The 18,753-nt window shown below is 69.2% G+C and carries 19 protein-coding genes; 7 read left to right on the top strand and 12 right to left on the bottom strand.

The window, feature by feature from the left end; genetic code table 11:
- Positions 1 to 50: 50 nt before the first annotated feature.
- Positions 51 to 1,454: a hypothetical protein gene (locus tag FJM51_RS13950; protein ID WP_140454743.1), complete on the bottom strand. Its 1,404-nt coding sequence runs from the start codon at positions 1,452 to 1,454 to the stop codon at positions 51 to 53.
- A 104-nt stretch (positions 1,455 to 1,558) separates the two neighbouring features.
- Between FJM51_RS13950 and FJM51_RS13945 the strand changes: the two genes are divergently transcribed.
- Positions 1,559 to 2,599, top strand: coding sequence for a glycosyltransferase family 2 protein (locus FJM51_RS13945; protein ID WP_140454742.1), 1,041 nt, complete (start codon positions 1,559 to 1,561; stop codon positions 2,597 to 2,599).
- 1 nt (position 2,600) lies between these two features.
- Here the strand turns inward: FJM51_RS13945 and FJM51_RS13940 are convergent, their stop codons facing one another.
- A complete protein-coding gene (locus tag FJM51_RS13940) occupies positions 2,601 to 4,103 on the bottom strand; it encodes an ATP-dependent DNA helicase (protein WP_140454741.1) in 1,503 nt (500 codons plus the stop codon).
- 119 nt (positions 4,104 to 4,222) lie between these two features.
- Between FJM51_RS13940 and FJM51_RS13935 the strand changes: the two genes are divergently transcribed.
- On the top strand, positions 4,223 to 5,275 hold the full coding sequence (locus FJM51_RS13935) for an NAD(P)H-dependent flavin oxidoreductase (RefSeq protein ID WP_140454740.1): 1,053 nt from the start codon (positions 4,223 to 4,225) through the stop codon (positions 5,273 to 5,275).
- A 60-nt stretch (positions 5,276 to 5,335) separates the two neighbouring features.
- On the opposite strand, the gene FJM51_RS13930 is transcribed toward FJM51_RS13935, so the two are convergent.
- From FJM51_RS13930 to ccrA, 4 genes are all read right to left on the bottom strand, one after another.
- The gene (locus tag FJM51_RS13930; RefSeq protein WP_140454739.1) at positions 5,336 to 5,971 is read right to left on the bottom strand and encodes an acyl-homoserine-lactone synthase; all 636 of its coding nucleotides are present in this window, start codon (positions 5,969 to 5,971) and stop codon (positions 5,336 to 5,338) included.
- Positions 5,972 to 6,044: 73 nt separating this feature from the next.
- Entirely contained in the window at positions 6,045 to 6,782 is a 738-nt protein-coding gene (locus FJM51_RS13925; protein WP_233713129.1) for a helix-turn-helix transcriptional regulator, read from the bottom strand.
- Complete coding sequence (locus tag FJM51_RS13920; protein ID WP_140454737.1) at positions 6,724 to 6,936, bottom strand: hypothetical protein; 213 nt, start codon at positions 6,934 to 6,936, stop codon at positions 6,724 to 6,726. The genes FJM51_RS13925 and FJM51_RS13920 overlap by 59 nt, the downstream gene beginning before the upstream one ends.
- A gap of 199 nt (positions 6,937 to 7,135) precedes the next feature.
- On the bottom strand, positions 7,136 to 8,431 hold the full coding sequence (gene ccrA / locus FJM51_RS13915) for a crotonyl-CoA carboxylase/reductase (protein WP_233713128.1): 1,296 nt from the start codon (positions 8,429 to 8,431) through the stop codon (positions 7,136 to 7,138).
- Between the two features lie 317 nt (positions 8,432 to 8,748).
- Here ccrA and FJM51_RS13910 point away from each other — a divergent pair, with 317 nt between their 5' ends.
- The 5 genes from FJM51_RS13910 (at position 8,749) to FJM51_RS13890 (ending at position 13,790) form a co-directional block, all read left to right on the top strand.
- A complete protein-coding gene (locus FJM51_RS13910) occupies positions 8,749 to 9,162 on the top strand; it encodes a universal stress protein (RefSeq protein ID WP_140454736.1) in 414 nt (137 codons plus the stop codon).
- Between the two features lie 23 nt (positions 9,163 to 9,185).
- Entirely contained in the window at positions 9,186 to 10,820 is a 1,635-nt protein-coding gene (locus FJM51_RS13905; protein ID WP_140454735.1) for a BCCT family transporter, read from the top strand.
- 163 nt (positions 10,821 to 10,983) lie between these two features.
- Positions 10,984 to 12,951 (top strand): protein meaA, encoded by a 1,968-nt coding sequence (locus tag FJM51_RS13900; RefSeq protein WP_140454734.1) that lies wholly within the window; start codon positions 10,984 to 10,986, stop codon positions 12,949 to 12,951.
- Between the two features lie 109 nt (positions 12,952 to 13,060).
- Positions 13,061 to 13,465 (top strand): hypothetical protein, encoded by a 405-nt coding sequence (locus FJM51_RS13895; RefSeq protein ID WP_140454733.1) that lies wholly within the window; start codon positions 13,061 to 13,063, stop codon positions 13,463 to 13,465.
- Between the two features lie 76 nt (positions 13,466 to 13,541).
- On the top strand, positions 13,542 to 13,790 hold the full coding sequence (locus FJM51_RS13890) for a dynamin (protein WP_140454732.1): 249 nt from the start codon (positions 13,542 to 13,544) through the stop codon (positions 13,788 to 13,790).
- Between the two features lie 89 nt (positions 13,791 to 13,879).
- Here FJM51_RS13890 and FJM51_RS13885 read toward each other — a convergent pair whose 3' ends face one another.
- The 6 genes from FJM51_RS13885 to FJM51_RS13860 form a co-directional block, all read right to left on the bottom strand.
- Positions 13,880 to 14,659: a succinate dehydrogenase iron-sulfur subunit gene (locus tag FJM51_RS13885; protein WP_140454731.1), complete on the bottom strand. Its 780-nt coding sequence runs from the start codon at positions 14,657 to 14,659 to the stop codon at positions 13,880 to 13,882.
- A gap of 11 nt (positions 14,660 to 14,670) precedes the next feature.
- Positions 14,671 to 16,479: a succinate dehydrogenase flavoprotein subunit gene (gene sdhA, locus FJM51_RS13880; protein WP_140454730.1), complete on the bottom strand. Its 1,809-nt coding sequence runs from the start codon at positions 16,477 to 16,479 to the stop codon at positions 14,671 to 14,673.
- 12 nt (positions 16,480 to 16,491) lie between these two features.
- Entirely contained in the window at positions 16,492 to 16,872 is a 381-nt protein-coding gene (gene sdhD / locus FJM51_RS13875; RefSeq protein WP_140454729.1) for a succinate dehydrogenase, hydrophobic membrane anchor protein, read from the bottom strand.
- Between the two features lie 11 nt (positions 16,873 to 16,883).
- The gene (sdhC, locus tag FJM51_RS13870; RefSeq protein ID WP_140454728.1) at positions 16,884 to 17,276 is read right to left on the bottom strand and encodes a succinate dehydrogenase, cytochrome b556 subunit; all 393 of its coding nucleotides are present in this window, start codon (positions 17,274 to 17,276) and stop codon (positions 16,884 to 16,886) included.
- A 208-nt stretch (positions 17,277 to 17,484) separates the two neighbouring features.
- On the bottom strand, positions 17,485 to 18,543 hold the full coding sequence (locus tag FJM51_RS13865) for a MaoC family dehydratase (protein WP_140454727.1): 1,059 nt from the start codon (positions 18,541 to 18,543) through the stop codon (positions 17,485 to 17,487).
- A gap of 1 nt (position 18,544) precedes the next feature.
- A complete protein-coding gene (locus FJM51_RS13860) occupies positions 18,545 to 18,748 on the bottom strand; it encodes a DUF1737 domain-containing protein (protein WP_140454726.1) in 204 nt (67 codons plus the stop codon).
- Positions 18,749 to 18,753 lie beyond the last annotated feature (5 nt).

The following is an 18,753-nucleotide window of genomic DNA, read 5'->3' as shown; positions in this document are numbered from 1 at the left end:
CCGCCCGCGTCCGGCGTAGCGCGGGGGCTTTAACGGCCGGTGAAGGCGGATCAGAGGATCGTCCGGGGCCGCGCGGCCGCGGGCGGCTCCGCCTCCGCCCCCCGTGCGTCCGGCGCCGTCTCGCGCGCCTCCGCGAGGCCGAGCAGGGCGCCGGCGATCAGCCAGGTGAAGGGGATGAGCGTCGCGTTCGGCAGCATGTCGATCATGTTGAAGCCGAGGATGAGCGCGAGCGGCCCGGCATGCTCCGGGATCGCCGCCCCGCCCTGTCCGAGCGCGCGGCGGGCGAGCATCACGAGCGGCAGCGCCAGCAGGCCGAATTCGGCGAGATAGCCGGACCAGCCGAACATGCCGATCACGATGATCCAGCGCCCGTCCGAGACCGAGGTCATCTCGCCCGAGTAGACGTCATAGAGCTGGTTGCGCCCCCAGGGGCCCCAGCCGAACCAGGGCCTCTCGCGCGCATGGGCGAGCAGGCTTTCCTCGTTGGCGAAGCGGAAGGCGACCGACTGCGCGCGTTCCGCGTTCACCGCCTCGGCCCGGGCCACGATCGCGTCGACCGGCACCAGTTCGGCGCCGCGCAGCAGCGGATAGCTGACCGCGATCAGCCCGAGCAGCGCGGCGCAGAGGAACCGCGTCCGCGCGCCCGCGAACCGCGCGAGCGGCAGCGCCGCGCCGGCGTAGACGAGCGCCGCGGCGCTCTTGCAGAGCACCAGCAGCACCGCGAAAAGGCCGCTCGCGGCGAGATAGCGGCCGCCCGTCCCGGGCCGGGGCGGCGAACGCCAGAGGGCGACGGCGGCGGTCAGCGTCATGAAGGTCAGGAACGCGACCCAGAGGCCGTGATAGAGGAAGACGATGGGGCGGAAGCCGCCGCCCCGCATCATCTGGGCGAAATCGTGCTGGAAGAAGCCGTAGATCCAGATGTTGAGTTGCGGGCTCATCCGCACCTCGAAGAGCATCGGCAGGGAATAGAGGAGGCCCGCGACCACCAGCGCGACCAGAAGCTCGCGCGCCCCCGCCGCCGTCGCGAGGAAGCGCCGGCCGAGCAGGAAGGGCGCGAGCGCGAGCATCTGCGCGATGATCGTGCCGATCGTGTCATGGGCGCGGAGCCCCGGGAGCCCGCCCCGGGCGAAGCGGATCGGATCGCCGTTGGTCAGGACCGAGGCGACCGGGGTCAGCAGGAACATGAGCGCGAGAAGGCGCGCGAGCGGGCCGCGCGGCAGGGGCGGGATCCGGTAGCCGAGCATCAGCGGGATCAGGAAGGCCGCGGCGCTCGGGATCGAGACCTTGTCGAGCCGCGGGAACAGCGGGAGATCGATGTTGGCGACCGGGGGGAGGACCAGATAGGCGCCGAGGATCGACCAGATCACCGCCCGCTCCGGCGGCAGCAGCCTGTGGAGGAGGAAGGCCACGCCGGGCCAGAGGAGCAGCGCCAGATAGGCGATCGTATTGGGCATGGTCGCGCGGTCCCGGCACTCTCTCTCGGCGTCGCCGTTAGAGGCGCGTCAATACCCCCGCGGCTAGCCTCCGACTCGTTCGCTCCCGAGACTGGCCCCCCGAGATGACCGACGGCTTAAGCGCATCCCGTTTTCCCGATCCGCCCTCCGGCGGCCCGGCTGCCCGCGAGACGATCGCCGCGGTGGTGATCGGCCGCGACGAGGGCGCGCGGCTCCTCGCCTGCCTCGCCACGGTCGTTCCGCGCGCCGCTCCCGTCATCTACGTCGATTCCGGCTCCACCGACGGCAGTCCGGAGCGCGCGGCCCGCGAGGGGGCCGAGGTGGTGAGGCTCGATCCCGCGCGCCCCTTCACCGCGGCCCGCGCGCGCAACGCCGGCTTCGCCGCGCTCCTCGCGCGGCCAGGGCCGCCGCCCGCCTATGTCCAGTTTCTCGACGGCGACTGCGCGCTCAGGCGCGGCTGGCTCCCGCGCGCGCGCGCCTTCCTCGATGCCCGTCCGGAGGTCGCCGCCGTCTGCGGCCGGCGGCGGGAGCGGTTTCCGGAGGCGTCGGTCTACAACCGGCTCTGCGACCGGGAGTGGGACACCCCCTTGGGCGAGACCCGCGCCTGTGGCGGCGACGCGCTGATCCGGACGAGCGCCCTGATCGCCGCCGGCGGCTATCGCGACGATCTCATCGCCGGCGAGGAGCCGGAACTCTGCCTGCGGTTGCGCGGGCTCGGCTGGAAGACCTGGCGGCTCGAGGCCGAGATGTGCTGGCACGACGCGGCGATCACCCGGTTCGGGCAATGGTGGCGACGCTCGCGCCGGGCGGGCTTCGCCTTCGCGGCCGGCGCGGCGCTGCACGGCCGGGGCGCGGAGCGGCACTGGGTCGGCGAGACGCGGCGGGCCATCCTCTGGGGCGCCGCGCTGCCGGCGGCGGCGCTCGCCGCGCTCGTCGCGGGCGCGCTCGCCTTTCCGCCCGCCTTCGCCGGGGCGCTGATCCTGCTCGCCTATCCCGCGCAGGCGCTGCGCCTCGCGCGGCGCGAGGGCGGCGGGCGCCTCGGCGCGGAGCGCGGGATCTTCACGGTGCTCGGCAAGTTTCCGGAGGCGGCGGGCGTGCTCGAATTCCGCCTGCGGCGGCGCGCGACGCTCATCGAATACAAGTAGCTCAGCCCTCGGCCTCGAGCGCGAGGATCGGCGCGTTGCGGACGAGATCGTCGGTGCCGAGCGGTTCGGTCGGGCGCGACAGCATGTAGCGCGTGACCCAGTGGAGCCGGTGCTCGGCCCGGGTGATCGCGACGTAGGCGAGGCGCTTCCAGAGCGCGATCCCCGCCTCGACCCGGCCCGCGCGGGCGGCGGCGAAGAGGTCGGGGGCGAAGACCTGCACCTCCGGCCATTGCGAGCCCTGCGCCTTGTGGATCGTCACCGCCGCGCCATGGAGGAAGAGCACACCCATGCTGGCCGCGGTCGGGATGATCGGTTCCTCCGCGCCGGGCACCTCGATCTGGATGATGCTCGCGACCGAGAGATCGCCCTCCTCGCTGCCCGGCAGGTGCAGCCGGCTGAAGCCCGGCTTGCGGCCGGGGCCGAGATAGATCGCCTGCGCGCCCTTGATGAGCCCGCGCGCCTCGAGATCCATCCGCTTGCGCCGGTGCCTGAGCGGCAGTTCGATCCCGTCGCAGATCAGCGGCTCGCCCGGGATGAGGTCGTGCGACGGCGCGCCATGGACGGCGCGGAAACCCTGGATCAGCCGCACCCGCGTCGCGTTGCGCCAGACGAGGACCGGCGCGCGCGCCATCGCCACCGCGTCGGCGCGCTGGGCCACCACCACGCGGTCGTCGCGCGCGGCGGCGGCGTGGATGAGATCCTCGAAAGCCTCGAATTCCAGATCCGGATCGCCGAGCGCGTGGGCGAGGTCGAGGATCGGATTGTCCGCCGCCTGCCGGTGCACCCGGCCGAGCGTGAGCTTCGCATCCTCCGCCATCGCGTCGAAGACCATCCCGCCGCCGCCGCCCACGGGCGCGAGCTGGGCGGGATCGCCGAAGAGGACGAGCGTGGAGAAGAGCTGGCCCAGATCCTCGAACTGGGTCGCGTCGAGCATCGAGGCCTCGTCGATCAGCCCGATGTCGAGCGGCTGCTCGCGCCGCTTCCAGCCCTTGATGAAATCGGAGCCCCTGAGCCCGGCGGCGGCGAGCGCGCCCGGGATCGAGGGATGGCGCGCGTAGAACGCCTTCGCGCGGTCGAGCGCCTCGTCGGAGAGCGTGTCGGCCGCCGGCCGCTCGCCCTCGCCCGTGAGCCATTCCGCGATCGCCTCGTAGTCGGGATGGTAGAGCGGCGTGTAGAGCACGCGGTGGATCGTCGTCGCCGGCACGCCTCGCCCGCGCAGCACGCCCGCGGCCTTGTTCGTCGGCGCCAGCACGCAGAAGGTCCGGGCCTTCGTGTTCCGGCTCTCGAAATCGCCGGTCACCGGCCTCAGCCCGAGTTCCATCAGCCCCCGGACGATCTCCGAGAGCAGCAGCGTCTTTCCCGATCCGGCCTTGCCGAGCACGGCGAGCCGTTCGGAGCGGCCGCCCTCCGCCTCGACCGTGCCGAGGTCGAGATCGACCCCGGCCTTCGCGAGCGCGGCCAGGATCCTCGTGCGCGCGCGCGCCTGATCCGCCGATAGTTCCATGCCGGGCCTTTCCTGTTCTTCTCCCGCTTAGGCCATACACGGCCGATGTGGACAAGACGGCCGCGCTTCCGGGCCTCTTCCCGTTGCCGCGGCCCGGGCCCGCGCCTATCCTCGCGCGCATGTCCCTGCTCGACCGTCTCCGGGTGCACATCCCGATCATCCAGGCGCCGATGGCGGGCGTCGCGACCCCGGCGCTCGCGGCGGCGGTGTCGGAGGCGGGCGGGCTCGGCTCGATCGGCGTGGGCGCGACGAACGCCGCCGGGGCGGGAGCGATGCTCGCGGAACTGCGCGGGCGGACGGCGCGGGCCTGCAACGTCAATCTCTTCGTCCACGCGCCCGCCCGGCCCGATGCCGCGCGCGAGGCGGCCTGGCTCGCGGCGACGCGGCCGCTGTTCGCGGAATTCGGCGCGGCGCCCCCGGAACGGATCGGCGAGATCTACCGGAGCTTCGCGGAGGACGACGAGATGCTCGCGCTGCTCGTCGCGGAGGCGCCGCCGGTGGTGAGCTTCCATTTCGGCCTGCCGGACGCGGCGCGGATCCGGGCGCTCAAGGCGGCGGGCTGCGCGTTGCTGGCGACGGCGACGAGCCTCGCCGAGGCGGCGGCGGCGAAACGGGCGGGAATCGACGCGGTGGTGGCGCAGGGCTGGGAGGCCGGCGGGCATCGGGGCGTGTTCGATCCCGATGCGCCGGACGACCGGTTGGGGACGCTCGCGCTGACGCGGCTTCTGGTCGCGCGGTCCGGGCTGCCGGTGATCGCCGCCGGCGGGATCATGGACGGGCGGGGCGTGCGCGCGGCGCTCGACCTCGGCGCGCTGGCGGCGCAGCTCGGGACGGCGTTCATCGCCTGCCCGGAAAGCGCGGCGGACGCGGCCTATCGGGCGGCGCTGACGGGGCCGGGGGCGGAGCACACGGTGATGACGCGGGTGATCTCGGGACGGCCGGCGCGCTGCCTCGCCAATCGGTTCACCGCCTGGGGCGCTGGCGGTGTCCCGCCCTGCCCCGATTATCCGATCGCCTACGACGCGGGAAAGGCGCTCAACGCCGCCGCCCGGGCGGCGGGGGAGAGCGGGTTCGGCGCGCAATGGGCCGGTCAGGGCGCGCCGCTGAGCCGGGCGATGCCCGCGGCGCGCCTGTTCGGGGAGATTACGGCGGAGGCCGGTCTCACCACGTAGGGCGGACATCTGTCCGCCCCGACTCCGCCCCGGATAGCGGACAGATGCCCGTCCCGCGGGTCAGGCGACCCGCGCCTCGGGCAGCGCGGGGGCGGAGAAGGAGGCATCGAACCAGGCCGCGACCTCGTCCGGCCGGATGCCGGAGCGCCGCCCGATCTCGGCGAGCGCCTCCTCCGTGATCCGCCAGAGGCCGACGCTCACCGCGTCGCGCCCCGCGCCTTCCGAGCCGATCACGTCGGGGCTGTGGCCGAGCCGGCCGTAGATCCGCGGCATCCGCGCGTCGAAGACGCCCAGCGCCTGGTCGAGGCCGAAACGCAGCCCCATCTCGAGCCCGGCCATCAGGAGGCCCGCCGCGACCCGGCCCGGGGCGCCCGGCGCGAGGCAGAAGCGGGTGCATTCCCAGATCAGCGGACTCTGGATCGCGACGCCGCCGGTCAGATGGGTGAAATGCTCGTTGATCATCGTGCGTCCGAGCGTCGGCATCACCCGCATCGAGCCCCCGTGCCGGCCGCGCGCGTCCTGCCAGATGATGTAGAGCGGGTTCAGCGCGTCGTATTCGTCGCGCTCCCAGCCGTATTCGTTGATATCGACATCCCAGCCGAGCCGCGCCCCGAACTGTTCGGCGCGGTCCCGGAACATGCTTTCGGCGAGTACGGGAAACGCGCGAAGATCTTCGGCGTAAACGAAACGGATCATTGCGACCTCCACGACCTGAACGTGGGGACACGGTTCGATGAGCCGACTTAAGAAAGGCCGAGCGCGCGGCGCCTCAGTATTTCGGCAACGCGCCGTTCGGAACGATGATCCCCCGCGCGGTGGCAAGCGCCACGGCATGGGTCACGTTCATCGCGCCGAGCTTGTGGCGCGCCGAATCGATATAGGCGCGGAGCGTGTTCTCGGAAATGTGGAGGCCGTCCGCGACGCGCGCCCGGCTTTCTCCGAAGCTGAGCCGCGCCAGCACCTCGCGCTCCCGGGGCGACAGCTCGGCGGAGGGTGGCTCGCCCTCGCCGCTGATGATCCGCCGCGCCCGCTGATGCACCAGATGCGCGATCAGCAGGATGTCCTTGGCATGGTCGCGGGTATAGGCTTCCCACTCGGCATCGGTCGCGTGATGGTTGACCGAGAACATCGCGAACTCGCCGGACGGCCCCCAGATCGGCACCGACCAGCCCTGGTTGCCGAGCCCCGCCGCCGTCGCCTCGCGCATCATCGCCCGCGCCTGCGCGCCCGACCAGTCGAGCGACTTCCAGTCCATCGGATGAAAGCGTTTCAGCGCGCCGAGCACGACCGGGTCGATCGCGCGGTAGTTCTTCGCGATGTAATGCCTCACCCAGTCGATCCCGTAGGTGAAGGCGCCGACCTGCTCTCCCCTCAGATTGGCGGTGTGATAGATCACATGGCTCACCGCGAGCTGGTCGCGCAGCTCGTGGGCCCAGACCTGGAGATCGTCAATGGAGGTCGTGGTCCCCAGCCGCTCCAGGGTAAGTTCCAGTTTTTCCCGGTGCACCTTCGCCTGTTCCCGAGCCATCGAGCGTCTGGGCGATCTCGCTGGCAGCCACGAAAATGGCGTCGTCAAGCTGCTCCGCCAGCTCGAACATGCCGCTCTTTTCCGAAAACTGCCTGATATCCCTTAGAATATCAATGACCCAGTAGGCCTTCATGATTGGAACTCCTCAGCGCCGACCGGCCGCGCGAGAAAGTTAATAGCAGACTTATGGGAGGCGCTGAATTCACCAGTATTGCTCCCTCCGAAATCGCGGGGGGCGGCGTTGTTAAAGTACTGATTCAATTGGAAATGGCTCAACCTCAGGCGGAAAAACCCGAGGTTGAGCCGGCTTCCGATCACTCAGCCGCGGGGCGTCAGTTCCCCCGGCTCGCCTCGATCGCGTCGGCGAAGGTCCTGAGCCCGGTGCGCGGCGCGCTGACGAGGACGGCCATGTTGCCCGGCTTGTGCTCGTTGCGGCGCATCTTCACATGGGCGGCCGGGATCTCGGCCCAGGGAAAGACCTCCGACATGCAGGGGTCGATCCGCCGCTCGATCACCAGCTGATTCGCCGCGCTCGCCTGCTTGAGGTTGGCGAAGTGGCTGCCCTGGACGCGCTTCTGGTGCATCCAGAGATAGCGCGCGTCCATCGTCAGGTTGTAGCCGGTAGTGCCGGCGCAGATCACGACGATGCCGCCCTTCTTCACCATCAGGACCGAGACCGGGAAGGTCGCCTCGCCGGGATGCTCGAACACCATGTCGACGTTCACGCCCTTGCCGACGATGTCCCAGATCGCCTTGCCGAACTTGCGCGCCTCGCCGAGCCACTCCTTGTATTCGGGCGTGTTGACGGTGGGCATCTGCCCCCAGCACTTGAACTCCTTGCGGTTGATCACCCCCTTGGCGCCCAGCGACAGCACGAAGTCGCGCTTGTTCTCCTCGGAGATCACCGCGATCGCATTGGCGCCGGCGGTATTGGCGAGCTGGATCGCGAAGGAGCCGAGCCCGCCGGAGGCGCCCCAGATCAGCACGTTCTGGCCGGGACGCAGTTCATGCGGCGAATGGCCGAACAGCATCCGGTAGGCCGTCGCGAGCGTCAGCGTGTAGCAGGCGGATTCCTCCCAGGTCAGGTGCTGGGGCCGCGGCATCAGCTGCTGGCTCTGGACGTTGGTGAACTGCGCGAAGCTGCCGTCCGGCGTCTCGTAGCCCCAGATCCGCTGGCTGGGCGAGAACATCGGATCGCCGCCGTTGCAATGCTCGTCGTCGCCGTCGTCCTGGTTGCAGTGGATCACGACCTCGTCGCCGACCTTCCAGCGCTTCACCTTGTCGCCGACCGCCCAGACGATGCCCGAGGCGTCGGAGCCCGCGATGTGATAGGGCGCCTTGTGCACGTCGAACGGGCTGATCGGAACGCCGAGCCCGGCCCAGACGCCGTTGTAGTTGACGCCCGCGGCCATGACGAAGACCAGCACCTCGTTGGAATCGAGCGTCGGCGTGTCGACGACCTCCACCTGGAAGGACTTGTCCGGCTCGCCATGGCGCTCGCGCCGGATCGCCCAGGCATACATCTGCTTCGGGACATGGCCGAGCGGCGGGATCTCCCCGACCTCGTAGAGTTCCTTTCGCGGCGCATCATATTCCGGCTGCGCAACCATCGCTTCAAGGGGTGCCATCTTCTCTTACCTCCTGCCCGCAGGGCGTTTCGGACAAATCGCCGCGCAAGATTCTTTCGTCAGATCGTCGCATTGATGCATTACATTATCCGACGGCGCAGGCAACCGCTTTGCGCGGCGGATTCCACCCTTGTATGATGCTGCTTTGGTCGCATCCGCGCCAGCGCGCTGCGCCGCGGCGAAATCACCCCGGGCGGTGGAAAGCCGCCGGGCCGGGGTGGACACCGCCCTTCTCCATCGCCCAGTATGCCGGGGTACACACGAAACCGAGAGGCCATGAAAGCCGGACACTCCGGCGGAAAACGGAAGGACCTGACATGTACCGAAAGATCATGATTCCGGTCGATCTCGCCCACAAGGACAAAATCGGCAAGGCCCTCGATACCGGGGCTGATCTTGCGCTCCATTACAAGATACCTGTCTGTTATGTCGCGGTGACTTCGAACGCGCCCGGTCCCATGGGCCACAATCCGAGGGAATTCGCACAGGCGCTCGCGGCCTTCGGCGAAGCCGAGGCGGCCCGGCGCGGAATCGAGACGACGACCCGGGCGATCCTCAGCCACGATCCGGCGGTGGATCTCGAGAAGAAGCTCCTAGGCGCGATCGGGGAGACGGGATCCGACCTCGTCGTGATGGCCTCCCACATCCCCAACGTCGCCGATCACATCTGGCCGTCGAACGGCGGGCGCGTCGCCAGCCACGCCGACGTGTCGGTGCTGATCGTCCGCTGAACCGGTCCCGAAGGAGCGACTCCATGACCGACGAAACCGAAACGACGGCGATTCCGGCGCCCGAGGGCCCGGCGAACATCATCGACACCGACTACCAGATCGGACAGCACAACATCCAGCCGAGGATCGGACCCTTCGACCTCGACATCCACAACCCCGTCTTCCTGATCTCCGGGCTGACGATCGTGGCCTTCGTGATCCTGACGCTGGCCTTCCAGGACAGCGTCGGCCCGCTCTTCGAAGCGCTGCGCGACTGGCTGACCGCGACCTTCGACGCCTTCTTCCTGCTCGCGGCGAATGTCTTCGTCCTGCTCTGCCTCGCGCTCATCGTGACGCCGCTCGGGCGGGTGCGGATCGGCGGGCGGGACGCGACGCCCGATTTCACCTATTCCGCCTGGTTCGCGATGCTGTTCGCGGCCGGGATGGGCATCGGGCTCATGTTCTACGGCGTGGCCGAGCCGATCTCGCATTTCGACTCCTCGCTCGGGGGCGTGGTGATGGAAAACAGCGCGCGGACCGACTGGGCGCCGCTCGGGGGCGCGGCGGGCGACGCGACGGAGGCGCGGCGGCTCGCGATGGCGGCGACGATCTTCCACTGGAGCCTGCACCCCTGGGCGATCTACGCGATCGTGGCGCTGGCGCTCGCGATCTTCAGCTTCAACAAGGGGCTGCCGCTGACGATGCGCTCGATCTTCTATCCGATCTTCGGCGAGCGGATCTGGGGCTGGGTCGGGCATGTGATCGACTGCCTCGCCGTCTTCGCGACGCTCTTCGGCCTCGCCACCTCGCTCGGCTTCGGGGCGCAGCAGGCGGACGCGGGGCTGCACTTCCTGTTCGGCGTGCCGGTCAACGACACGACGATGATCCTGCTCATCCTCGGGATCACCGCCGTCGCCCTCGGCAGCGTGGTCGCGGGGCTCGACGCCGGCGTGCGGCGGCTCTCGGAGATCAACATGGTGCTCGCCGCGGCCCTGCTGCTCTTCGTGATCCTCGCGGGGCCGACGCTCGCGATCCTGACCGGCTTCTTCCGCAACATGGCGGGCTATCTCGAATACCTGCCCGCGCTTGCGAACCCGTTCGGCCGGGACGACAACAACTTCCGCGAGGGCTGGACCGCCTTCTACTGGGCGTGGTGGATCTCCTGGTCGCCCTTCGTCGGCATGTTCATCGCCCGCGTGAGCCGGGGCCGCACGGTGCGCGAGTTCATCGTCTGCGTGCTGCTGATCCCGTCCGCGGTCTCGGTGCTCTGGATGACGGCCTTCGGCGGCACCGCGGTCGGGCAGATCGTCAACGACGGCTATCAGGCGGTGAGCGACGCGCCGCTCGAACTCAAGCTCTTCGCGATGCTCGACGCGCTGCCGCTCGCCTCGATCTCGTCCTTCATCGGCATCGTGCTCGTCATCGTCTTCTTCGTCACCTCGTCGGACAGCGGCTCGCTCGTGATCGACACGATCACCGCGGGCGGCAAGATCGACGCGCCGGTGCCGCAGCGCGTGTTCTGGGCCACGTTCGAGGGGCTCGTCGCGATCGCGCTCCTGCTCGGCGGCGGCCTGACCGCGCTCCAGGCGATGGCGGTCTCGACCGGCTTTCCCTTCACCCTCGTGCTGCTGCTCGCCTGCTATGCGATCGTGAAGGGGCTGATGGACGAGCCGCGCTGACAATCCCGGGCGGCCGGCCGGTCCGGCCGCCCCTCCGCGCCCTACATTGGTCGCAAACAACCTTTCCTCAGGGACTTCCGTCACGAAATCTTCTTGCGCGCGCTTTCGCCCCCCGCGTATCCTGCGCCGCAGCAAAGCGGGGGTATCCGCGCAGGGGAATCGCATGACCGAAACGCACCGCGACAAGCCTTGGCTGTTCCGGACCTATGCCGGACACTCGACCGCCGAGAAGTCGAACGCGCTCTATCGCCAGAATCTCGCCCGGGGCCAGACCGGCCTGTCCGTGGCCTTCGACCTGCCGACGCAGACCGGCTACGACAGCGACCACGTGCTCTCGCGGGGCGAGGTCGGCAAGGTCGGCGTGCCCGTGAGCCATATCGGCGACATGCGCGCGCTCTTCGACCAGATCCCGCTCGAGGTGATGAACACCTCGATGACGATCAACGCGACCGCCGGCTGGCTGCTCGCGCTCTATGTCTCGGTCGCCGAGGAGCAGGGCGCCGACGTCACGAAGCTCCAGGGCACGGTGCAGAACGACATCATCAAGGAATATCTCTCGCGCGGCACCTATGTCTTCCCGCCCGCGCCGAGCCTGAAGCTGATCGCCGACATCGCCGAGTTCTGCTACCACGACGTGCCGAAGTGGAACCCGATGAACGTCTGCTCCTACCACCTGCAGGAGGCGGGGGCGACGCCGGAGCAGGAACTCGCCTACGCGCTCGCCACCGCCTGCGCGGTGCTCGACCAGGTGCGGGATCAGGTTCCGGCCGAGGACTTCCCGAAGGTCGTCAGCCGCATCTCCTTCTTCGTCAACGCGGGCATCCGCTTCGTGACCGAGATGTGCAAGATGCGCGCCTTCGTCGATCTCTGGGACGAGATCACCGAGACGCGCTACGGCGTCGCGGATCCGAAGCTGCGCCGCTTCCGCTACGGCGTGCAGGTGAATTCGCTCGGCCTGACCGAGCAGCAGCCGGAGAACAACGTCTACCGCATCCTGATCGAGATGCTGGCCGTCGTCCTCTCGAAGAAGGCGCGCGCCCGCGCGGTGCAGCTTCCGGCCTGGAACGAGGCGCTGGGCCTGCCCCGGCCCTGGGACCAGCAATGGTCGCTCCGGATGCAGCAGATCATGGCCTACGAGACCGACCTGCTCGAATACGGCGACCTCTTCGACGGCAACCCGGCGGTCGATGCCAAGGTCGAGGCGCTGAAGGCCGGCGCCCGCGCGGAGCTCGCGCGGATCGACGAGATGGGCGGCGCGGTCGCGGCGATCGACTACATGAAGTCGCAGCTCGTCGCCGCCAATACCGCCCGGCTCGGCCGGATCGAGGCGGGCGAGACGGTCGTCGTCGGCGTGAATCGATACGCCGAGGGTGAGTCGAGCCCGCTGACCGCGGGCGAGGGCGGCATCCTCGTCGTCGATCCGGCGGTGGAGGCGGACCAGATCGCGCGGCTCGCGGCCTGGCGCGAGAGCCGCGACTCCGCCGCCGCCGAGGCGGCGATCGCGGCGCTCAAGGCCGCGGCGCGGGCGGGCGAGAACATCATGCCCCCCTCGATCGCCGCGGCGAAGGCCGGCGTCACCACCGGCGAATGGGGGGCGGCGATGCGCGAGGTCTTCGGCGAGTACCGCGCGCCCACCGGCGTCGGCAAGGCCGCCTCGGCGCCCGCCGGCAACCTGACGGAGGTGCGCGCGGCGGTGGAGGCGGCGAGCACGCGGCTCGGCCGCCGGATCAAGTTCCTCGTTGGCAAGCCCGGGCTCGATGGCCATTCCAACGGCGCCGAGCAGATCGCCGTGCGCGCGCGCGATTCCGGCATGGAAGTGCTCTACGAGGGCATCCGGCTCACCCCCGCGCAGATCGTGAACGCCGCGCTCGAGGAATCCGTGCATGTGATCGGCCTCTCGATCCTCTCCGGCAGCCATCTGCCGCTGGTCGGCGAGGTGCTCTCGCGGATGAGGGCCGCGGGGCTCGACGACGTGCCGCTCGTGGTCGGCGGCATCATTCCCGAGACCGACGCCGAGACGCTGCGCGGCGAGGGCGTGGCCCGCGTCTACACGCCGAAGGATTTCGAGCTGAACCGGATCATGCTCGACATCGTCGCCCTGGTGGACCGCGAGGGCCGCGCCGCCGCCTGAGCGCGCGCCCCCGGGGGCGGCGAAAAGTCGCTGCCCCCTCCCTCCCCGGAACCCGACGCCACGCGGCGCATTTCTTGTGCATATGGCATCGACCCCGCAGGAGGAGAAAATGCTCAGGGAGCAGAATGTCACCGCGCTCTATCGAAGATTCGCGAGCGCGGATCTGGTGCGCGAGGCGCTCCGGAACGAAGGACTGGCGAACGCGCGCATCCACGTGATCCCCGACCGGGTGGCGGGGATCGACGACGCGGCGGATCTCGGGATCTACGACTCGGTCCTGAGCGAGCTCGATCTGCCCGAGGCCGACACCCGTCTCTATCAGGACGCCATCCGACGCGGCGATTTTGTCGTCTCGGTCACGGTGGAGGAGACCGACGTGCCGAAGGTCGAGGAGATCATGCGTCATCCGGAAGCCCATGCCGACCGCGTGGATCCGGCGCGCTACGCCGAGCAGCCCGTGACGCCGCCCGAGGAGGCGCGGCCGATCGAGACGCTGACCCCGATGGGTCGCTGATGCCGGCGAGAAAGAGGATCGGAACATGGTTGAATATCGCAGCCCCAAGGTTACCCCGGCGCGCGGAGGAAGCAGCATGAGCAGATGGGTCTGGATCGCCGCGGCGGTGATCGTTCTTCTGGTGATCGCCTGGATGGCGGGCCTCTTCGGCGCGGAAACCGCGCCGCCGCCGGCCGAGCCCGCGGCGACCACGGCGCCGATGACCGCGCCCGAGCCGACCGCGCCCGCGGTCGAGAATCCGACGACGCCGGGCGCCGAGCCGCCGGCCTCGGAGGCGCCGAGCCCGATGAGCCCCGCCCCGGCGCCGCAGCAGAGCAACCCGTAAGCGGGCGGCGGCGGGCGCGCCGCCACCCGAAAAGAGGAAAGGCCCGATCCGCCGGATCGGGCCTTTCCGCCATGCGAGGCGCGTGCGCGTCAGAGGCGGCGTTCGACCATCAGCTGCTTGATCGAGGCGATCGCCTTCGCCGGGTTCAGCCCCTTCGGGCAGGTCTGGGCGCAGTTCATGATCGTGTGGCAGCGATAGAGCTTGAACGGATCCTCGAGCTCGTCGAGCCGCTCGCCCGTCGCCTCGTCGCGGGAATCGATGATCCAGCGATAGGCGTGCAGCAGCGCGGCCGGGCCGAGATAGCGGTCGCCGTTCCACCAGTAGCTCGGGCAGGAGGTCGAGCAGCAGGCGCACATCACGCATTCGTAGAGGCCGTCGAGCTTGCGGCGATCCTCGATCGACTGCTTCCACTCGCCCGCCGGCTCGTTGGTCTTCGTCTCGAGCCAGGGCATGATCGAGGCGTGCTGCGCGTAGAAATGCGTGAGGTCGGTGACGAGGTCCTTCACCACCGGCATGTGCGGCAGCGGATAGATCTTCACGTCGCCCTTGATCTCGTCCATGCCCCAGATGCAGGCGAGCCGGTTGATCCCGTCGATGTTCATCGCGCAGGAGCCGCAGATCCCCTCGCGGCAGGAGCGGCGGAAGGTCAGCGTCGGGTCGATCTCGTTCTTGATCTTGATCAGCGCGTCGAGAACCATCGGACCGCAGCTGTCCATGTCGACGAAATAGGTGTCGATCCGGGGGTTCTGTCCGGTGTCCGGGTCGTAGCGGTAGATCTTGAACGCGCGCACGTTGCTGGCGCCTTCGGGCCGGGGCCACGACTTGCCGATCGTGACCTGGCTGTTCTTCGGAAGCTTGAACTCTGCCATCGGAGCCTCCCTCAGTACACGCGCGCCTTGGGCGCGATCTTCTTCAGGTCGATGCCGCCCTCGTCATGGGCCGTCAGCGGATCGAGATGGACGGGCCGGTAGGCCAGCGTCACCGAATTGTCCTCGCCGACGACCGCGAGGCTGTGCTTGCGCCAGTTCGCGTCGTCGCGGTCCGGATAATCCTCGTGCGCGTGGGCGCCCCGGCTCTCCTTGCGCGCCTCGGCCGCGACGATGGTCGCGAGCGCGTTCGGCATCAGGTTGGTGAGTTCCAGCGTCTCCATCAGGTCGGAGTTCCAGATGAGCGAGCGGTCGGTGACCTTGATCCGCGCCATCTGGTCGGCCACGGCCTTCATCTTCTCCACACCCTCGGCCAGCGACTTGTCGGTGCGGAACACCGCCGCGTCGGACTGCATCGTCCGCTGCATCGTGTCGCGCAGCTCCGCCGTCGCGATGTCGCCGGCGGCGTCGCGAAGCGCGTCGAAGCGGGAGACCGCCTTCTCGACGGAGGCCGGGTTCAGCGGCCGGTTCGGCTCCTTCGGATTCACCACCTCGCCCGCCCTGATCGCGGCGGCGCGGCCGAAGACCACGAGGTCGATCAGGCTGTTCGAGCCGAGCCGGTTCGCGCCGTGAACGGAGGCGCAGCCCGCCTCGCCCACCGCCATCAGCCCGGGCAGGATCGCGTCGGGGTTCTCGGCGGTCGGGTTCAGCACCTCGCCCCAGTAGTTCGTCGGGATGCCGCCCATGTTGTAATGCACGGTCGGCAGCACCGGGATCGGCGCCTTGGTCACGTCGACGCCGGCGAAGATCTTCGCCGATTCCGAGATGCCCGGCAGCCGCTCGTGCAGCGCCTCGGGCGGCAGGTGGTTGAGGTTGAGGTAGATGTGGTCCTTGTTCGGCCCGACGCCCCGCCCCTCGCGGATCTCGATCGTCATGCAGCGCGAGACGACGTCGCGCGAGGCGAGATCCTTGTAGGTGGGCGCGTAGCGTTCCATGAACCGCTCGCCCTCGGAATTGGTGAGATAGCCGCCCTCGCCGCGCGCGCCCTCGGTGATGAGGCAGCCGGAGCCGTAGATGCCGGTCGGATGGAACTGCACGAATTCCATGTCCTGGAGCGGCAGCCCCTGGCGCGCGACCATGCCGCCGCCGTCGCCGGTGCAGGTATGGGCCGAGGTCGCGGAGAAATAGGCGCGGCCATAGCCGCCGGTGGCGAGCACCACCATCTTCGCGTTGAACCGGTGCAGCGTGCCGTCGTCGAGCTTCCAGGCCAGCACGCCCTGGCAGGATCCGTCCTCGGCCATGATGAGGTCGATGGCGAAGTACTCGATGTAGAACTCCGCCTTCTCCTTCAGCGACCGGCCATAGAGCGTGTGCAGGATCGCGTGTCCGGTACGGTCGGCGGCGGCGCAGGTGCGCTGCACCGGCGGACCCTCGCCGAATTCGGTGGTGTGGCCGCCGAAGGGGCGCTGGTAGATCTTGCCCGACTCGGTGCGGGAGAAGGGCACGCCGTAATGTTCGAGCTCGTAGACCGCGGCCGGGGCGGAGCGCGCGAGATATTCCATCGCATCGGTGTCGCCGAGCCAGTCCGACCCCTTCACGGTGTCGTACATGTGCCACTGCCAGCTGTCGGGCCCCATGTTGCCGAGCGAGGCGGCGATGCCGCCCTGGGCGGCGACGGTGTGGGAGCGCGTCGGGAACACCTTGGTGACGCAGGCGGTTCTCAGTCCCTGCTCCGCCATGCCGAGGGTCGCGCGAAGCCCGGAACCGCCGGCGCCGACCACCACGACGTCATAGGTATGGTCGATGAACGTATAGGCAGACATTCAAGCGTCCTTTCAGCCGGCGAAAACGATCCGGGCAACGGCGAAAACGCCGACGAGCCCCATGGCCCAGCAGAACAGCGTGTTGGCGAGCAGCAGCGCGGTGCGCGCCGGCTTGCCCTGGACGTAATCCTCGATCACGACCTGCAGCCCCTGCCACAGGTGGAGAAACACGGTGACGATGAGAAGCAGCGCGACGATCGCGTTGAACGGATTGGCATAGGCGGCGCGGACCGCCGCGTAGTCCTGGCCGAGGTGCCGCGCGAAGGGGAAGATGAAGAGCAGCGTCAGCGGCACCAGCGCGATCGAGGTGATGCGCTGGCTCCACCAGTGCCCCACCCCCTCATGCGCGGAGCCGAGCCCTTCCACGCGCTGCCGATCGGTACGGAAATCCATCTCGCGCTCCCTCAGAAGGCCAGGATCAGGGTGAGGACGGTCAGGATCGCCGTCGCGGCGATCACGGCCTTGCCGGACTTGTGCACCGTGGGAAGGTCGAACCCGTAGCCCGCGTCCCAGAAGAGGTGCCGGATGCCGTTGCAGAAATGGTACCAGAAGGCGGCGAGCGAGCCGATGAGGATGAGCCCGCCGAACCAGGAGGTGAGGAACCCGTCGACCCGCGCGAAATCGGCGGGGCCCGCGCCCAGCGCCAGGAACCACCAGACCACGAGGATCGCGGCGAGCGTCAACCCGACGCCGGTGACGCGATGCAGGATCGACATGACCGAGGTGATCTGCGGCCGGTAGACCGGTCCTATCATGAATGGCGACAGGGGCCGGTTCGGGGGATTCACGTCTGCCATTCAAAGGCCTCCCTACCGTCGCATCCGGGCCTCCGAACGGTCGGAGCCGGGCAATTCCGTGGTTCCGGCTCGGGAAACCGATGCGACCTGAGTCCGCGCCCTTCCGGCGCCAGCGCACCCTGTTTCCGTTGTTTTTTTCACGAAAGCAAGCGCGAATTCATTTTGTGATCACAGCCTTCCGCGCTGTGATCACAACGACTGTTTTCGTCTATTTCGGAATGAAGGCCCAGTAGTCGAGGTCGAGCAGGACGCCCTTCCGGTAGCGCCCGTCCGCGTCGCGGAGCCCGAAGGGCTCGGTCCCGGCCGTGGTGGCGACGAGGCGCAGACGCAGCGCGCCGACCCCCGGATTCGCGGTCTCGGCCATGTCGAGCACCTCGCTCCAGGCGCGCACGGTGGTTCCCGCGAAACAGGGATTGGCATGGGCGCCCGCGTTGATCGCGGCGATCATCTGCGCGTTCGCGAGCCCGTTGAAGGACAGCGCCCGCGCGAGACTGATCACATGGCCGCCGTAGATCAGCCGCCGCCCGTCCTCGCGCTGCGTCGCGTCGAAATGCACCTTCGACGTGTTCTGCCACAGCCGGGTCGCCATCATGTGCTCGGCTTCCTCGATCGTGACCTGATCGACGTGATCGATCCGCTCGCCCACCGCGAAATCGGACCAGCGGTGCGGCGCCCCGGCGAGTTCGAAATCGTAGCCCGAGAAATCGAGCCCCTCCGGCACGACCAGATCCGCCGCCGCGACGGCGGGGGCGAGCTTCGGGATGACGGTCTCGGGGGCGGGCGCGGCGTGGTCGCGCTTGCGGACCATGACCCAGCGCACATAGCTCAGCACCGCCGCGCCGGTCTGGTCGTGGCCGGTGGTGCGGACCCAGACGACGCCGCTCGCGCCGTTCGAGTTCTCCTTGAGCCCGATCACCTCGCTGACCGAGGTCAGCGTGTCGCCGGGATAGACCGGCGCGAGAAAGCGTCCCTCGGCATAGCCGAGGTTCGCCACCGCGTTCAGGCTGATGTCCGGCACGGTCTTGCCGAAGACGATGTGGAAGCCGATCAGATCCTCGAGCGGCCCGCGGGCGAGGCCCGAGGCCTTCGCGAAGGCGTCTGAGGAATAGAGGGCGAAGCGGCTCGGATAGAGCGCGGCATAGAGCGCGCGATCCCCCTCGGTCGCGGTGCGCGGCACCGCGTGGCGGATCACCTGCCCGAGGCGGTAGTCCTCGAAGAAGTTTCCCGCGCTGGTCTTGAAGCTGAACTTCGCGTCGGTCCGGTTCATGTCAGAGATCACCCAGCTTGATCGACGGGTCGTAGGCAACATCGACCTCCTTCACGACGGCCTGGCCGCAGCGCATCACGCCGCGCGCCGCGTCGAAGGCATAGGTCGGGCCGCCGTGCAGCGCCCAGCCGGCGTCGAGCGCGCGGGTCACCTTGTGGCAGAAGGCCGAGGTGTCATCCTCGGAGAGGAAGCGGTAGGCGAGCATGGGCG

The organism is Amaricoccus solimangrovi (assembly GCF_006385685.1).
GTDB classification, from domain to species: domain Bacteria; phylum Pseudomonadota; class Alphaproteobacteria; order Rhodobacterales; family Rhodobacteraceae; genus Amaricoccus; species Amaricoccus solimangrovi.
Note: the sequence above shows the minus strand (reverse complement) of the source record. Positions and strands in the feature narration are given on the sequence as shown.

Coding starts and splice junctions, on each gene's coding strand:
- FJM51_RS13950 (WP_140454743.1), bottom strand. CDS start 1,454: ATGCCCAATACGATCGCCTATCTGGCGCTGCTCCTCTGGCCCGGCGTG.
- FJM51_RS13945 (WP_140454742.1), top strand. CDS start 1,559: ATGACCGACGGCTTAAGCGCATCCCGTTTTCCCGATCCGCCCTCCGGC.
- FJM51_RS13940 (WP_140454741.1), bottom strand. CDS start 4,103: ATGGAACTATCGGCGGATCAGGCGCGCGCGCGCACGAGGATCCTGGCC.
- FJM51_RS13935 (WP_140454740.1), top strand. CDS start 4,223: ATGTCCCTGCTCGACCGTCTCCGGGTGCACATCCCGATCATCCAGGCG.
- FJM51_RS13930 (WP_140454739.1), bottom strand. CDS start 5,971: ATGATCCGTTTCGTTTACGCCGAAGATCTTCGCGCGTTTCCCGTACTC.
- FJM51_RS13920 (WP_140454737.1), bottom strand. CDS start 6,936: ATGAAGGCCTACTGGGTCATTGATATTCTAAGGGATATCAGGCAGTTT.
- ccrA (WP_233713128.1), bottom strand. CDS start 8,431: ATGGCACCCCTTGAAGCGATGGTTGCGCAGCCGGAATATGATGCGCCG.
- FJM51_RS13910 (WP_140454736.1), top strand. CDS start 8,749: ATGTACCGAAAGATCATGATTCCGGTCGATCTCGCCCACAAGGACAAA.
- FJM51_RS13905 (WP_140454735.1), top strand. CDS start 9,186: ATGACCGACGAAACCGAAACGACGGCGATTCCGGCGCCCGAGGGCCCG.
- FJM51_RS13900 (WP_140454734.1), top strand. CDS start 10,984: ATGACCGAAACGCACCGCGACAAGCCTTGGCTGTTCCGGACCTATGCC.
- FJM51_RS13895 (WP_140454733.1), top strand. CDS start 13,061: ATGCTCAGGGAGCAGAATGTCACCGCGCTCTATCGAAGATTCGCGAGC.
- FJM51_RS13890 (WP_140454732.1), top strand. CDS start 13,542: ATGAGCAGATGGGTCTGGATCGCCGCGGCGGTGATCGTTCTTCTGGTG.
- FJM51_RS13885 (WP_140454731.1), bottom strand. CDS start 14,659: ATGGCAGAGTTCAAGCTTCCGAAGAACAGCCAGGTCACGATCGGCAAG.
- sdhA (WP_140454730.1), bottom strand. CDS start 16,479: ATGTCTGCCTATACGTTCATCGACCATACCTATGACGTCGTGGTGGTC.
- sdhD (WP_140454729.1), bottom strand. CDS start 16,872: ATGGATTTCCGTACCGATCGGCAGCGCGTGGAAGGGCTCGGCTCCGCG.
- sdhC (WP_140454728.1), bottom strand. CDS start 17,276: ATGGCAGACGTGAATCCCCCGAACCGGCCCCTGTCGCCATTCATGATA.
- FJM51_RS13865 (WP_140454727.1), bottom strand. CDS start 18,543: ATGAACCGGACCGACGCGAAGTTCAGCTTCAAGACCAGCGCGGGAAAC.
- FJM51_RS13860 (WP_140454726.1), bottom strand. CDS start 18,748: ATGCTCGCCTACCGCTTCCTCTCCGAGGATGACACCTCGGCCTTCTGC.